Source organism: Pseudomonas sp. JV414 (assembly GCF_032424305.1).
Taxonomy (GTDB): domain Bacteria; phylum Pseudomonadota; class Gammaproteobacteria; order Pseudomonadales; family Pseudomonadaceae; genus Aquipseudomonas; species Aquipseudomonas lini.
This window is the reverse complement of sequence record NZ_VYKC01000013.1, coordinates 241,407-255,723: the sequence shown is the minus strand read 5'-3', so window position 1 is coordinate 255,723 and position 14,317 is coordinate 241,407. Positions and strand designations below refer to the sequence as shown.

General features: G+C 60.1%; 11 protein-coding genes. 4 read left to right on the top strand and 7 right to left on the bottom strand.

What is annotated here, in order from left to right; genetic code table 11:
- Nucleotides 1-116: 116 nt before the first annotated feature.
- Nucleotides 117-1,415 (bottom strand): amino-acid N-acetyltransferase, encoded by a 1,299-nt coding sequence (argA, locus tag F6R97_RS16085; RefSeq protein ID WP_008026003.1) that lies wholly within the window; start codon nt 1,413-1,415, stop codon nt 117-119.
- 230 nt (nt 1,416-1,645) lie between these two features.
- Nucleotides 1,646-2,809, bottom strand: a complete 1,164-nt coding sequence (gene argE, locus F6R97_RS16080; protein ID WP_038980860.1) for an acetylornithine deacetylase — start codon at nt 2,807-2,809, stop codon at nt 1,646-1,648.
- Between the two features lie 157 nt (nt 2,810-2,966).
- Here argE and F6R97_RS16075 point away from each other — a divergent pair, with 157 nt between their 5' ends.
- Nucleotides 2,967-4,334: an inorganic triphosphatase gene (locus F6R97_RS16075; protein ID WP_050682228.1), complete on the top strand. Its 1,368-nt coding sequence runs from the start codon at nt 2,967-2,969 to the stop codon at nt 4,332-4,334.
- 121 nt (nt 4,335-4,455) lie between these two features.
- Here the strand turns inward: F6R97_RS16075 and F6R97_RS16070 are convergent, their stop codons facing one another.
- A complete protein-coding gene (locus F6R97_RS16070) occupies nt 4,456-4,929 on the bottom strand; it encodes an Lrp/AsnC family transcriptional regulator (protein ID WP_050682227.1) in 474 nt (157 codons plus the stop codon).
- Between the two features lie 126 nt (nt 4,930-5,055).
- Between F6R97_RS16070 and F6R97_RS16065 the strand changes: the two genes are divergently transcribed.
- From F6R97_RS16065 to F6R97_RS16055, 3 genes are all read left to right on the top strand, one after another.
- A complete protein-coding gene (locus F6R97_RS16065; RefSeq protein ID WP_050682226.1) occupies nt 5,056-5,394 on the top strand; it encodes a hypothetical protein in 339 nt (112 codons plus the stop codon).
- Between the two features lie 101 nt (nt 5,395-5,495).
- Nucleotides 5,496-7,280: a GspE/PulE family protein gene (locus F6R97_RS16060; RefSeq protein WP_008012563.1), complete on the top strand. Its 1,785-nt coding sequence runs from the start codon at nt 5,496-5,498 to the stop codon at nt 7,278-7,280.
- Between the two features lie 162 nt (nt 7,281-7,442).
- Nucleotides 7,443-7,763 carry a DUF2388 domain-containing protein gene (locus F6R97_RS16055; protein ID WP_008076034.1) on the top strand — a complete coding sequence of 107 codons (321 nt, stop codon included), beginning with the start codon at nt 7,443-7,445 and terminating at the stop codon, nt 7,761-7,763.
- Nucleotides 7,764-7,911: 148 nt separating this feature from the next.
- Here F6R97_RS16055 and gcvP read toward each other — a convergent pair whose 3' ends face one another.
- The 4 genes from gcvP to F6R97_RS16035 all read right to left on the bottom strand — a co-directional run bounded on the left by gcvP (nt 7,912) and on the right by F6R97_RS16035 (nt 14,271).
- On the bottom strand, nt 7,912-10,785 hold the full coding sequence (gene gcvP, locus F6R97_RS16050) for an aminomethyl-transferring glycine dehydrogenase (RefSeq protein ID WP_315866802.1): 2,874 nt from the start codon (nt 10,783-10,785) through the stop codon (nt 7,912-7,914).
- Nucleotides 10,786-10,981: 196 nt separating this feature from the next.
- A complete protein-coding gene (gene gcvH, locus F6R97_RS16045) occupies nt 10,982-11,365 on the bottom strand; it encodes a glycine cleavage system protein GcvH (RefSeq protein ID WP_315866801.1) in 384 nt (127 codons plus the stop codon).
- 50 nt (nt 11,366-11,415) lie between these two features.
- A complete protein-coding gene (gene gcvT, locus F6R97_RS16040) occupies nt 11,416-12,498 on the bottom strand; it encodes a glycine cleavage system aminomethyltransferase GcvT (protein ID WP_038980850.1) in 1,083 nt (360 codons plus the stop codon).
- A gap of 156 nt (nt 12,499-12,654) precedes the next feature.
- Nucleotides 12,655-14,271, bottom strand: a complete 1,617-nt coding sequence (locus F6R97_RS16035) for an ABC transporter permease (protein ID WP_038980848.1) — start codon at nt 14,269-14,271, stop codon at nt 12,655-12,657.
- Nucleotides 14,272-14,317: the final 46 nt, after the last annotated feature.

Here is a 14,317-nt window from a genome sequence, read left to right as displayed (position 1 = left end):
CCCGCCCCTGTAGGAGCGAGGCTTGCCCGCGAAGCAGACGACTCGATTTATCGGTTGTCCTTGGTGACGTCTTCGCGGGCAAGCCTCGCTCCTACAGGGTTCGGGTAGCCCGGAGGTCAGAGGGTTTTTTCGAAGATCTTCGAATTACGCTGGTAGTTGTAAAGCGACGCCCGCGCCGACGGCAGGCGTTCGACGCTGCTTGGCACGAAGCCCCGCTCACGAAACCAGTGGGCGGTCCGGGTAGTCAGCACGAACAAGGTTTTCAGCCCCTGAGCCCGGGCGCGGGTTTCGATGCGCTCCAGCAGTTCATCGCCGCGACCGCCATGACGGTACTCCGGATTCACCGCCAGACACGCCAACTCCCCGGCATCCGAATCGGCAATCTGATACAGCGCCGCGCAGGCGATGATCATGCCTTCGCGTTCGACCACGCTGAACTGCTCGATCTCACGCTCCAGCACCTCGCGGGAACGGCGTACCAGAATCCCCTGCTCTTCCAGCGGGCTGATCAAGTCCAGCAAACCGCCGACGTCCTCGATGGCCGCCTCACGCACAACCTCGAATTGCTCCTGGGCCACCAGCGTACCGCCACCGTCACGGGTGAACAGTTCGGTCAGCAGCGCGCCATCTTCGGCGTAGCTGACGATGTGACTGCGCGCCACCCCGCCCCGGCACGCTTCAGCCGCCGCGTCCAGCAGCTCGGCTTGATAGTTGCTGCCCAGACGCTGCAAATGCGCCGGCACTTGTTGCGGGCGCAATTCGCGGACCAGCCGGCCATTTTCATCGATCAAGCCCAAATCGGCACCGAACAACAGCAGCTTGTCCGCCCCCAGATCGATAGCCGCTCGGGTGGCCACATCTTCGCAAGCGAGGTTGAAGATCTCACCGGTCGGCGAGTAACCCAATGGCGACAACAGCACGATGGAGCGTTCGTCCAGCAGGCGATTGATGCCCTTGCGATCGACCCGGCGCACTTCGCCGGTGTGGTGATAGTCGACACCTTCAAGTACGCCGATCGGCCGTGCAGTGACCAGATTGCCGCTGGCCACCCGCAAGCGCGAACCCTGCATTGGCGATGAGGCCATGTCCATGGACAGCCGCGCTTCGATGGCGATGCGCAGTTGGCCGACCGCATCGATCACGCATTCAAGCGTCGCCGCATCGGTGATGCGCATGCCGTGGTGGTAATGCGGGGTCAGGCCGCGAGCAGCGAGGCGCGTTTCAATTTGTGGACGCGAACCGTGAACCAGCACCAGTCGCACGCCCAGGCTGTGCAGCAGCACCAGGTCGTGGACGATATTGCCGAAGTTCGGGTGCTCCACGCCATCGCCGGGCAGCATGACGACGAAGGTGCAATCGCGGTGGGCGTTGATGTAAGGCGAAGCGTGACGAAGCCAATTGACGTATTCGGGCATGAACCTGGGCCTGTAATAAATAGCAGCCGAAAAAAGGGTAAAGCAGTAAACGCACAGCGGGCTGATGGTTATCGTCGGAACAGGCTTGGCGACACGCGCGCTCTCCTCATGAATACGGGTTGGGACATCGGCAATTTATACGCGCTCCCTGTAGGAGTTGCCGAAGGCTGCGATTTTTTGATCTTTGAATTTTAAAAGCAAGATCACAAGATCGCAGCCTTCGGCAGCTCCTACAGCATCGCTGTTTTGGCCGGCGTCAGGCAGTAATGTTCAATCAGTTGTCGTAATAGATGCACGGTAGGCTGCAAACGTGACATTTCGAGGTATTCCCCCGGTTGGTGCGCGCAGGCGATATCACCCGGCCCCAATACCAATGTTTCACAGCCAAGTCGCTGAAGATAAGGCGCTTCTGTGCCGAATGCCACTGCTTCGGCGCGATGGCCGGTGAGCTTCTCAGCGATCCTCACCAATTCCGAGTCCTCGGCCTGCTCGAAGGGTGGCACTTCGGGGAACAGCGGCGCGTAATCGATCTTCACCTGATGCCGTTCGGCAATCGGGTTGAGCTTCTGCAAAATCGCCGCGCGCAAGGCTTTGGGGTCCATGCCTGGCAACGGACGCAAGTCGAACTCCAGCGAGCACTGGCCACAGATGCGGTTGGGGTTATCGCCGCCGTGAATGCAGCCGAAATTCATCGTCGGTTGCGGCACGCTGAACTGCAGGTTACGGAATTCGCGCTGCCACGCCAGGCGCAAGCCGCGCAGTTCGCCGATGGCGTCGTGCATGGCCTCAAGGGCACTGTGGCCCAGGCGCGGGTCCGAGGAATGGCCGCTCTGACCGAGAATGTCGATGCGCTCCATCATGATGCCTTTGTGCATCCGGACCGGCTTCAGCCCGGTCGGCTCACCGATCACCGCCGCGCGACCTAATGGCCGCCCGGCTTCGGCCAGAGCGCGAGCGCCAGACATCGAGCTTTCTTCATCGCAGGTGGCGAGGATCAGCAAGGGTTGCTTGAACGGTTGGTCGAGCAAGGGTTTGACGGCTTCGATGGCCAAGGCGAAAAAGCCCTTCATGTCGCAACTGCCCAAGCCAACCCAGCGACCGTCCACTTCCGTCAGTTTCAGCGGGTCGGTCTGCCACAACGCCTCGTCGTACGGCACCGTATCGCTGTGACCGGCCAGCACCAGGCCGCCGGGGCCGGAACCAAAACTGGCCAGAAGATTGAATTTGCCGGGGCTGACCTGCTGGATATCGCAGGCAAAACCCAAGTCCCCGAGCCATGTCGCCAACAAGTCGATGACCGGCCGATTGGTTTGATCCAGGCTGGGTTGGGTACAGCTGACGGACGGCGCGGCGATCAGCGCAGCGAACTGATCTTTCATGGACGGCAAAGGCATCGCTGACTCCCAACTCCCGAATTGAAGTCCATCATAGAACCATCCGGCGACAGGAATAAACCGTTGCGGAGCCTATCTCGAACGAGTCCTGTACACTGCACGACCTTGGCAGCCACACATTCCCCCGGCTGCGCTCCCGATCCTGGATTTTCCGGCCATGCAGAAAGAAACCGAAATCAAACTCCGCGTCAGCCGCGAAACCCTCGCCGCCCTGCGCGAGCACCCGTTACTGAAAAAACGCAACAAAAGTGGCTGGGAACGCCGTGAGTTGATGAACCAGTACTTCGACACGCCTGAGCGCGACCTGGCCCGCGCCAAGGTTGCCCTGCGCCTGCGCCGCGATGGCGAAGAAGTGATTCAGACCCTCAAGACCCGTGGCCAGAGTGTCGCCGGTCTGTCCGAGCGTCACGAGTACGACTGGTCCCTGCCCAAAGCCAAACTCGACGTGAAGAAACTCGACGGTGAATGCTGGCCCGAAGAGCTGGCCGAGCTGGACAAGAAAACCCTGAAAGCCATCTTCACCACCGATTTCGTTCGCGAACGCGCGGAAATCGCTTGGGGCCGTGGCAAGACCAAAGTGGTCATCGAAGCCGCGCTGGACCTGGGCCACGTGGTGGTCGGCAAGCAGAAAGAAGAAATCTGCGAGCTGGAGTTGGAGCTGCGCGAAGGCGAGCCGGCCGCGTTGCTGGAACTGGCCGCCGAATTGGCTGCAACCCTGGCGCTGATGCCCTGTGACATCAGCAAGGCCGAGCGCGGTTATCGCTTGTTCGACGCCAACAGCTACTCGCTGAGCTTGCCGGCGCCGCAGATCACCGCCGAAATGCCGCTGGACGATGCGTTCGCCGCGTTGAGCTGGCACTTGCTGAGCAGCAGCCAGCGTCTGGCCGAGCAATATCGCTTCAATGGCCACTGGCGCCTGTTGCAGGACTGGGTCGAGAACCTCGCTGAAATGCGCGCGCTGATCAGTAGCCTCGGTCAGGCCGCACCGCGTCAGTCGACTCACGATCTGCGGGTCGCGCTGGATGCCCTGCTGGAAGACTGGCGCCCGCTGGTACAAGCCGGCCTGGACGACGAAGACGTGCGCAAAGCCGCGCCGGAGCAATTCCTCGAAGAACTGGAAGACGTGCGCTGGGGCCTGTTCTCACTGAACACTTCGCGCTGGTTGCTGGCCCGCACCTGGGCCGCCGATCGCAACACCCGCGGCAATCGCCAGGGTGCTGCACAACTGGGTAGCTGGCTGCCGCGCATGCTGGGCGAAGAAGCCAACTCGCTGCAATTGCAGCGTTACCAGCAACAGCCGGAAGACTTGGCCGAGCAGCTGCCGCGTATCGAGCGCATCCAGTCCTGGTTGCATCATGCCCGTGGCGTGTTGGATATCCCGGAAATGGATCGCCTGTACGGTGAGCTGAACAAACTGACGCAACTGGCCAACGAGCCGATCACCGATGAATCGCTGGATGCGCGTAAGCACCAGGCGATTGCGGTGTATCAGAATCGCGCCTGGAAGATGCTCCTGCGTATGTAAGACCGCCATCGCGGGCAAGCCTCGCTCCTACAGGATTTGGTTGACCGCCCAATTGGGTTCGACCCAGATCCTGTAGGAGCGAGGCTTGCTCGCGAAGAGGCCCGCACAAACGCTGAAATCTCTAACCCCGCAACACCGGCAAACTCGTCGTGGATTTGATTTCAGATAAAGCCACGATCGAGTTGACCTCCTGAATCCCCGGCACCATCGACAGCTTCTCGAAAAAGAAGCGCTCATAAGCTTCGATGTCCGCCGTGACGATCCGCAGCAAGAAATCCACCGACCCCATCAGCACATAACACTCCAGCACTTCGGGAAAACCGCGAATCGCCTCGGTAAACTCAGTGAAGTTCGAGCGTCCGTGGGCGTTGAGTTTGATCTCGGCGAAGATCTGCGTGTTAAGGCCGATTTTCTTCCGGTCAAGCAACGTCACCTGACCGCGAATGATCCCCTCTTCCTTCATCCGCTGAATCCGTCGCCAGCACGGCGACTGCGAGAGCCCTACCTTTTCGGCGATCTGCGCGCTGGAGAGCGAAGCGTCCTCTTGCAGCAACGCGAGAATCTTGCGGTCGTAGCCATCCAGCTCGCTGTGCATAGAAAAACCTGTAGTGGGTACTAAATCGAATTGATCGATTCGATAAATGGTCAATAAGCCCAATCATAGATAAGAAATGCCCCGCACCGAATGTAAAAATTCCTCCAGTGATTTTGGAGACCGACCATGCCGCATTTAGAAGCCGTGAACACCCCGCCCGCCCGTGCCGATGTCTGGAACGTCAGCAACACCCACTGCCGCGTTCACTATCAATTACTGGCCGAGGCCGAGCCGGATCTGCTGTGCCGGGCGCTCAACTTGTTCGCCTTGCAGTTTCTGACGCCGCAGCAGGTCAATGTGCAGCGCATGGACGATCTGCTGTCAGTCGACATCGTCATGGACGGCCTGAGCTGGCACCGTGCTCAAGTGATAGCGGAAAAATTACGTAACCTGATCAGCGTCTGCTCGGTGAACCTGCAAGCGGCTGATTCTGCGTGGGGAGAGCCGTCTCAGGCAGCTGGTTAAAAAAACCCAGACAAAACCCGACACGTCTTGGTCGGGTAGTGGCCCAACGGTCTGCGGGTGCGCGGCTATCCTTTGCGAACGGTTGTTCATAAGGAGCCCGCATGTCCGTTCAACTCGCCACTCAGGACCGCTGGCTGGACCTCAATGATTTGCTGCGTGAATTGGTCGCCCAAGGCTTTATCAGTCAGGATTCGGCCGAACACGCACTCAACGCCCGCCGCCGTCACGCCATAAATGGTCAGCAGCACCCGCTGGAATTCATCGCCAGCCAACACCTGGACGACCTCAGCCGTCCCGGCAAACACCTCGATCTGGAAAGCCTGACGCTCTGGCTGTCTCAGCAGGCCGGTCAGCCTTACTTGCGCATCGACCCGCTGAAAATCAACGTCGCAGCCATTACGCCGCTGATGTCCTATGCCTTCGCCCAACGCCACAAGATTCTGGCGGTGTCCATCGACCGCGACGCCGTCACCGTGGCCAGCGCCCAGCCCTTCGTCAGCAGCTGGGAAGCCGACCTGACCCACGTGCTGAAGCTGCCGATCAAGCGCGTGGTGGCCAACCCGGTGGACATCCAGCGCTTCAGCGTGGAGTTTTTCCGCCTGGCCAAATCGGTCACCGGCGCCACCAACGCTGATCAACAAATAAGCACCCTGGGCAACTTCGAACAGTTGCTCAACCTCGGCGCCAGCGACCAGGAGCCGGACGCCAACGATGCGCACATCGTCAACATCGTCGATTGGCTGTTCCAGTACGCGTTCCAGCAACGGGCCAGCGATATCCACATCGAACCCCGGCGCGAGCAAGGCACGGTGCGCTTTCGCATCGACGGCGTGCTGCACAACGTCTATCAATTCCCGCCACAGGTGACCATGGCCATCGTCAGTCGCCTGAAAAGCCTGGGGCGGATGAACGTTGCGGAAAAGCGCAAACCCCAAGACGGCCGAGTCAAAACCAAAACCCCGGACGGCGGCGAAGTCGAGCTGCGGCTGTCGACATTACCGACGGCGTTCGGCGAGAAGATGGTCATGCGGATCTTCGACCCGGAAGTGCTACTCAAGGACTTCGACCAGCTGGGTTTTTCCGCCGATGACCTGCGTCGCTGGCAAGACATGACCCGCCAGCCCAATGGCATCATTCTGGTGACCGGGCCGACCGGGTCAGGCAAGACCACCACGCTGTACACCACCCTGAAGAAACTGGCGACGCCGGAGGTCAACCTCTGCACCATTGAAGACCCGATCGAAATGGTCGAGCCGGCGTTCAATCAGATGCAGGTCCAGCACAACATCGACCTGACCTTTGCCGCCGGTGTGCGCGCACTGATGCGGCAAGACCCGGACATCATCATGATCGGCGAGATCCGCGACCTCGAAACCGCCGAAATGGCGATTCAAGCCGCACTCACCGGCCACTTGGTGCTGTCGACGTTACACACCAACGACGCCCCGAGCGCCATCAGCCGCCTGCTGGAACTCGGCGTGCCGCATTACCTGATCAAGGCCACGGTGCTCGGGGTCATGGCTCAGCGTCTGGTCCGGACCCTCTGCCCGCATTGCAAGGCACCATTAACTTTGGGCGAGGACGACTGGCAAACCCTGACCCGGCCTTGGCAAGCGCCACTACCAGGTAACGCACAACGCGCCATCGGTTGCCTGGAATGCCGCGAAACCGGCTATCGCGGCCGCGCCGGGGTGTACGAAATCATGCAGCTGACTGACGGCATTAAAGCGCTGATCAACCCTGATACCGATTTGCTGGCGGTCCGCCGTCAGGCTTTCAAGGAAGGCATGCGCAGTTTGCGGCTGTCGGGGGCGCAGAAGGTGGCGGCGGGTTTGACCACGATCGAAGAGGTGTTGCGAGTGACGCCGCAGAGTGAGCAGAAGTAAGTCTGATACCGGTAGGAGCTGCCGCAGGCTGCGATCCTTTGATCTTGTTTTTAAAAGCGAAAATCAAAAGATCGCAGCCTGCGGCGAGCCGACTAACGTCACGGAACTCGATTGGGTTATCGGCAATCAAAGCCCGCAGTTAATCCACTGGAGTCACCTTTTATGCGTCTCAAACTTGCTGTCGCTACCTTCGCCGTGTTGTCCCTTCAAGTCGGTTCGGCGATGGCTGATGACAGCTTTTTGCGTAACGTCCTTACGTCCGGTGCCACCACCGGTACGTCCTACCTGACCTCAAGGGATCACAAGCTGGTCGTCGCCGCCCAGGACGACGCCGGCAGCTTTGTCGCCAGTGACGGCGCTATTCGCGGGCCGTACCTGGAAGCCGCCATACAGAAAGTCCGCGCCGACAACCCTGGCCTGCAAGCCACAGACATGGAACTGGCGAACGCAATCCTGGCGAAGAATGCCATCGCCTCGAAATAAGGTTCGTTGCTCAACAAAATGCCGCTCACATGAGCGGTATTTTTTTGCCTGACGCAAAACCCTGTAGGAGCGAGGCTTGCCCGCGAAGCTTTTGGCATTCTTGAGGACGCCTTCGCGGGCAAGCCTCGCTCCTACAGGGCCTGGTACTTCAACGGTATTCGTCCACCGGCACACATGCGCAAAACAGATTGCGGTCACCGTAGACATTGTCCACACGGTTCACCACCGGCCAATACTTATGGGCCTTGGTGTGAGCATCCGGCGTCACCGCCTGCTCGATGCTGTACGGGCGCTCCCAAACCCCGGTGATGTCCGCCAAGGTATGCGGTGAGCGTTTCAGCGGGTTGTCCTCCGCCGGCCAGTTGCCGTTCTGCACCTCGGTGATTTCCGCGCGGATACTCAGCATCGCGCTGATAAAACGGTCCAGCTCCGCCTTCGACTCACTTTCGGTCGGTTCGACCATCAACGTCCCCGGTACCGGAAACGACATGGTCGGCGCATGGAAGCCGTAGTCCATCAGGCGCTTGGCAACGTCCTCTTCACTGATTCCGGTCTGTGCCTTGAGCGGTCGCAAGTCGAGAATGCATTCGTGAGCTACTCGCTCATTGCGCCCGGTGTAGAGCACTGGAAATGCGCCGGCCAAATGCTGCGCCAGGTAATTCGCGGCGAGAATCGCCACCTCGCTCGCATCCGCCAGTTGCGGCCCCATCATGGCGATGTACATCCAGCTGATAGGCAGAATGCTTGCGCTGCCCCAAGGTGCCGCGCTCACCGCGCCGTTCTCCGGCAGCGGACCTTCGATTGGCACCACCGGGTGATTGGCGACGAACGGCGCCAAGTGCGCCCGAACGCCGATCGGACCCATTCCCGGTCCGCCACCGCCATGGGGAATGCAGAAGGTTTTGTGCAGGTTCATGTGCGACACGTCGGCACCGATGTCGGCCGGCCGAGCCAATCCAACCTGCGCATTAAGGTTGGCGCCATCCATGTACACCTGACCGCCATGGCTGTGTATAACTTCACAGATCTCGCTGATGCCTTCCTCATAGACCCCATGCGTTGAAGGATAAGTCGCCATCAGGCAGGCGAGTTTATCCCCCGCCCCCGTGGCCTTTTCCTTCAGATCATTCAGATCGACATTACCCCCCTCGTCGCACTCGACGATCACTACTCGCATCCCGGCCATCTGCGCCGAAGCCGGGTTGGTGCCGTGGGCCGAGGACGGGATCAGGCAAATATCCCGCGCGCCCTGATGGCGGCTCTCGTGATATTTGCGAATCGCTAGCAACCCGGCGTACTCACCCTGAGCGCCCGAGTTGGGTTGCATGCAGATCGCATCGAAACCGGTGATCGCGCAGAGCCAGCGCTCCAATTCCTCGATCATCAAGGAATAACCCACCACCTGCTCTTTCGGCACGAACGGATGCAAGTTGGCGAACTGCGGCCAGGTGATGGGGATCATCTCGCTGGTGGCATTGAGCTTCATGGTGCAAGAGCCCAGCGGAATCATCGATTGGTTGAGCGCCAAGTCTTTGTTTTCCAGCTGCTTGAGATAACGCAGCATTTCGGTTTCGCTGTGATGAGCGTTGAACACCGGATGACGCAGATACGGCGTACTGCGCTGCAACCCGGCAGGAATGCCGGATGCTAGCGCTTCAGCGTCCAGTTCGTCGATGTTGAGCCCATGATCGGCACCGAGAAACACATCGAACAGCTTCGCCACGGTGGTTTCGTCACAGGTTTCGTCGAGGCTCAGGGCGAGCTGTCCACGGCCGAGAATACGCAAGTTGATCTGCGCCGCCTGGGCACTTTCGATGATCGCAGTCTGAGTGCCACCGACCTCCAGGGTCAGGGTGTCGAAGAAATGCTGATTGAGACGGGTGATCCCATGACGCTCCAGTCCGGCGGCGAGGATGCAGGTTAGTCGATGAACGCGTTGGGCAATCCGTTTGAGCCCTTCCGGGCCATGGTAGACCGCGTAGAAACTGGCGATATTGGCCAGTAGCACCTGAGCGGTGCAGATGTTGGAGTTGGCTTTCTCCCGGCGGATATGTTGCTCACGGGTTTGCAGGGCCATGCGCAGGGCGACGTTGCCGCGAGCATCTTTCGACACACCGATGATCCGCCCGGGAATCGCCCGTTTGTATTCGTCGCGACTGGCAAAAAACGCCGCGTGCGGGCCGCCGTAACCCATGGGCACGCCGAATCGCTGGGACGAACCGAACACCACGTCGGCGCCCAACTCCCCCGGCGGGGTCAGCAACAGCAGGCTTAGCAGATCGGTCGCCACACAGGCCAAGGCTTGCTGGGCATGCAAATGATCGATCAATGGACGCAGATCGCGCACTTCACCGTGGGTGTCGGGATATTGCAGCAGCGCGCCGAACACCTGGTGCTGTTTCAAGTTATCCACAGTGTCGACGATCAGCTCGAAACCGAACCCTTCGGCCCGGGTCCGCACCACGGAAATGGTTTGCGAGTGACAATTCTCATCGACGAAAAACAGGTTACTTCTGGATTTGGCCACGCGCTTGGCCAGAGCCATGGCCTCGGCCGCCGCCGTGGCTTCATCCAGCAGCGAGGCGTTGGCCAGTTCCAGGCCGGTCAGGTCGATGGTCAGCTGCTGGAAATTCAGCAACGCTTCGAGCCGGCCTTGGGCTATTTCTGGTTGATAGGGGGTATAGGCGGTGTACCAACCGGGATTTTCCAGCACGTTGCGCAGGATGACGGCCGGCGTGAGGGTGCCGTGGTATCCCATGCCGATCAGGCTGGTCCAGACCTGATTCTGCTCGGCGTAGCCCCGCAGCTTGGCCAGCGCGGCTTCTTCGTCGAGGGCCGGCGGCAAATCCAGTGGCCGGTTGAGGCGGATTCCCGGCGGCACCGTCTGCTCGATCAGTTCGACCCGGCTGCCAAGACCAAGGCTGTCGAGCATCGCCTGCTGCTCGGCGGCATCGGGGCCCAAGTGGCGGCGCAGGAAGGTATTGGGGTCGCGTAACTGGCTCAAGGACGGCAACTGGGACATGACGGGCTCTCTCTTGACTGGCGCTCGGCGTCGATGCAATGCGGTCAAACCAGCATAGCAGCCGCTGTCACAGTGCCTTAAAGAAGGAGTCGTATGTAAACGATGTAGGAGCTGCCGAAGGCTGCGATCTTTTGACTTTGATTCTTAAAACAAGATCAAAAGATCGCAGCCTTCGGCAGCTCCTACGGGGCGAGCATTACTCGCCGATGGCAGCCTTGTAGGCTACCGGGTCGAGCAGGTTGTTCAGTTCAGAGGTATCGCTTGGCTCGAGTTTGAAGAACCAGCTGTCATAAGGCGCGCTGTTGACCAGTTCCGGGTTGTTGGCCAACTCTTCGTTAACGGCAATGACTTTGCCGGAGACTGGCGAGTAGATATCGGACGCAGCCTTGACCGATTCCACTACACCCGCAGCCTCACCGGCAGCGAACACTTTGCCGATTTCCGGCAGTTCAACGAACACTACGTCACCCAAGGCTTCCTGAGCATGGTCTGAAATACCCACTTTCACGCCGCCATCATGGTCTAGACGGGCCCATTCGTGACTTTCGGCAAAACGCAGGTCGACAGGGATTTCGCTCATGTTCTGTGTCCTCAAGAAAAATGTCAGCGGTCATTGCCCGCCAAAAAAAGTTAGATCAAGGTTTTGCCGTGGCGTACGAAGGTCGGTTTGACCACTCGAACCGGGTACCACTTGCCACGGATTTCCACTTCAGCGCGGTCGGCGGTGGCCACCGGCACGCGCGCCAGTGCAATCGACTTGCTAAGCGTAGGAGAGAAACTACCACTGGTGATCTCCCCTTCGCCAACATCGGCGATGCGAACCACTTGATGCGCCCGTAACACTCCACGTTCTTCCAGGACCAGACCCACCAGTTTGTGCTGCACGCCATCGGCCTGTTCGGCTTCCAGGGCAGTGCGGCCGATGAACTGGCGCGTGGCCGGTTCCCAGGCAATGCTCCAGGCCATGTTGGAGGCCAATGGCGAAACTTCTTGATGAATGTCCTGACCGTAGAGGTTCATGCCGGCTTCGACACGCAAGGTATCGCGGGCGCCGAGGCCGATAGGGGAAATACCCGCGCCCACCAGATCGTTGAAGAAGCCCGGTGCCTGATCGGCCGGCAGCACGATTTCCAGACCATCCTCACCGGTGTAACCGGTGCGCGCGATGAACCAGTCACCGTCGGTCTGACCTTCGAAATATTTGAGCTGCTGAATCAGCGTGCCACGGGACTGAGTCACCAGTTCGGCAATCTTGTGCCGGGCGTGAGGCCCTTGAATGGCCAGCATCGCCAACTCGGAGCGCTCGTTGAGCTGCACCTCGAAGTCACCGAGATGCGCCTGCATCCAGGCCAAATCCTGATTGCGGGTGGAGGCGTTGACCACCAGGCGATAACCGTCCTCGAGACGGTAGACGATCATGTCGTCGACGATGCCGCCCTGCTCGTTGAGCATGGCGCTGTACAGGGCACGGCCGGGGCTGTGCAGGCGTTCGACGTCATTGGCCAGTAAATACTGAAGCCAGGCCTTGGCCTGGGGGCCGTCAACATCGATCACGGTCATGTGGGATACATCGAAAACCCCGCAATCGCGGCGCACCTGATGGTGTTCCTCGACCTGCGAGCCGTAATGCAGAGGCATATCCCAACCGCCAAAATCGACCATCTTCGCGCCGAGGGCGAGATGAAGGTCATACAGAGGCGTACGCTGTCCCATGGGTTTCTCCTTCCGGGCGTGGCGAAGGTGCGGACAGGCGCTGTACGGGGTGAAATGCCTTGAAATAAAAGGCTTTCAGCCGTTTCAGCGACCCGGTCTGAAAGACGGACCGCACCGAATGCCGCGCATTGTAGCCGCAAGGTGTAGGACTGACACCTACGTGTTTCGATGCGCTGAACGTCGGATCAATCCGATGACCGGTAACAGCCCGACCAAAACCAGCGTCAGTGCTGGCAACGAGGCCCTCGCCCACTCCCCCTCGCTGGTCATTTCAAAGATCCGCACCGCCAGCGTGTCCCAGCCAAACGGGCGCATCAGCAGGGTTGCGGGCATTTCCTTGAGCACATCGACGAACACCAGCAACGCCGCGCTCAACGTGCCCGGCAGCAGCAGCGGCAGATACACTTTGAAAAACAGTCGTGGCCCACTGACGCCAAGGCTACGTGCTGCTTCGGGCAAAGATGGCCGTATTCGCGCCAGGCTGCTTTCAAGCGGTCCATAGGCCACCGCGATAAAACGCACCAGATAGGCCAGCAGCAACGCCGACAGACTGCCCAGCAGCAACGGTTTGCCCGCGCCGCCAAGCCATCCCGACAGCGGGATCACCAGCTCGCGATCCAGGTAACTGAACGCCAGCATGATCGACACCGCCAGCACCGAGCCCGGCAAGGCGTAGCCAAGGTTGGCCAGACTGATGCCGGAACGGATCGCCCGGGTCGGCGCCAATCGACGGGCAAAGGCCAGTACCAGAGCGACACTGACGGTGATCAACGCCGCCATGCCGCCCAGGTACAAGGTATGGATGATCAATCCGGTATAACGCTCATCCAAATCGAAGCGCCCGCGTTGCCAAAACCACACCATCAGTTGCAGCACAGGAATGACGAAGGCGCAGGCGAATACCAGACCGCACCAGCTCATGGCCGCCAGCGCCTTGACCCCGCGCAGGTGATACAACGCCTTGACCCGTGGCCGTTCGTTGCTCGCCCGGTGGGCCCCGCGGGCACGGCGCTCGCCATACAGCACGACCATCACCACCAACAGCAACAGGCTGGCCAGTTGCGCGGCCGTGGAAAGACTGAAAAAGCCGTACCAGGTTTTGTAGATGGCGGTGGTGAATGTATCGAAGTTGAACACCGACACCGCACCGAAATCCGCCAGGGTTTCCATCAGCGCCAACGCCACTCCCGCGCCGATGGCCGGACGTGCCATCGGTAACGCCACTCGCCAGAATGCCTGCCATGGGGATTGCCCAAGGACTCGCGCTGCTTCCATCAAGCCTTTGCCCTGAGCCAGGAATGCGCTACGCGCCAACAGGTAAACGTACGGATAGAAAACCAGCACCAGCACCAGAATCACACCGCCGGTGGAGCGCACTCGCGGCAGCCTCAGGCCGCTGCCGAACCATTCGCGCAGCAAGGTTTGCACGGGGCCGGCGAAATCCAGCAGGCCGACGAAAACAAATGCCAGCACGTAAGCAGGAATCGCAAAGGGCAGCATCAACGCCCAGTCCAGCCAACGCCGCCCGGGGAATTCACAGAGGCTGGTGAGCCAGGCCAGGCTGACGCCCAGCAGCGTTACGCCGAAACCGACGCCGAGGACCAGCGTGAGGGTATTGCCCAGCAGCCGGGGCATCTGGGTTTCCCACAGGTGGGACCAGATCTGCTGATCGATGGTTTGCCAGGAAAGAAGCAGGACACTCAGGGGCAGCAGGACCAGCGCAGCAATGGCGAAGACCAAGGGATACCAGCGGCGTTGGGCGGGGTGGGCCAAAGAAAGCTCTCGTTTAAATGATTGTGCCCACGCTCTGCGTGGGCAC

Bases quoted from the DNA above. Each gene is read 5' to 3' on its own strand.
- F6R97_RS16075 (WP_050682228.1), top strand. From the start codon at position 2,967: ATGCAGAAAGAAACCGAAATCAAACTCCGCGTCAGCCGCGAAACCCTC.
- F6R97_RS16070 (WP_050682227.1), bottom strand. From the start codon at position 4,929: ATGCACAGCGAGCTGGATGGCTACGACCGCAAGATTCTCGCGTTGCTG.
- gcvH (WP_315866801.1), bottom strand. From the start codon at position 11,365: ATGAGCGAAATCCCTGTCGACCTGCGTTTTGCCGAAAGTCACGAATGG.
- F6R97_RS16060 (WP_008012563.1), top strand. From the start codon at position 5,496: ATGTCCGTTCAACTCGCCACTCAGGACCGCTGGCTGGACCTCAATGAT.
- F6R97_RS16055 (WP_008076034.1), top strand. From the start codon at position 7,443: ATGCGTCTCAAACTTGCTGTCGCTACCTTCGCCGTGTTGTCCCTTCAA.
- argE (WP_038980860.1), bottom strand. From the start codon at position 2,809: ATGCCTTTGCCGTCCATGAAAGATCAGTTCGCTGCGCTGATCGCCGCG.
- argA (WP_008026003.1), bottom strand. From the start codon at position 1,415: ATGCCCGAATACGTCAATTGGCTTCGTCACGCTTCGCCTTACATCAAC.
- gcvT (WP_038980850.1), bottom strand. From the start codon at position 12,498: ATGGGACAGCGTACGCCTCTGTATGACCTTCATCTCGCCCTCGGCGCG.
- F6R97_RS16065 (WP_050682226.1), top strand. From the start codon at position 5,056: ATGCCGCATTTAGAAGCCGTGAACACCCCGCCCGCCCGTGCCGATGTC.
- gcvP (WP_315866802.1), bottom strand. From the start codon at position 10,785: ATGTCCCAGTTGCCGTCCTTGAGCCAGTTACGCGACCCCAATACCTTC.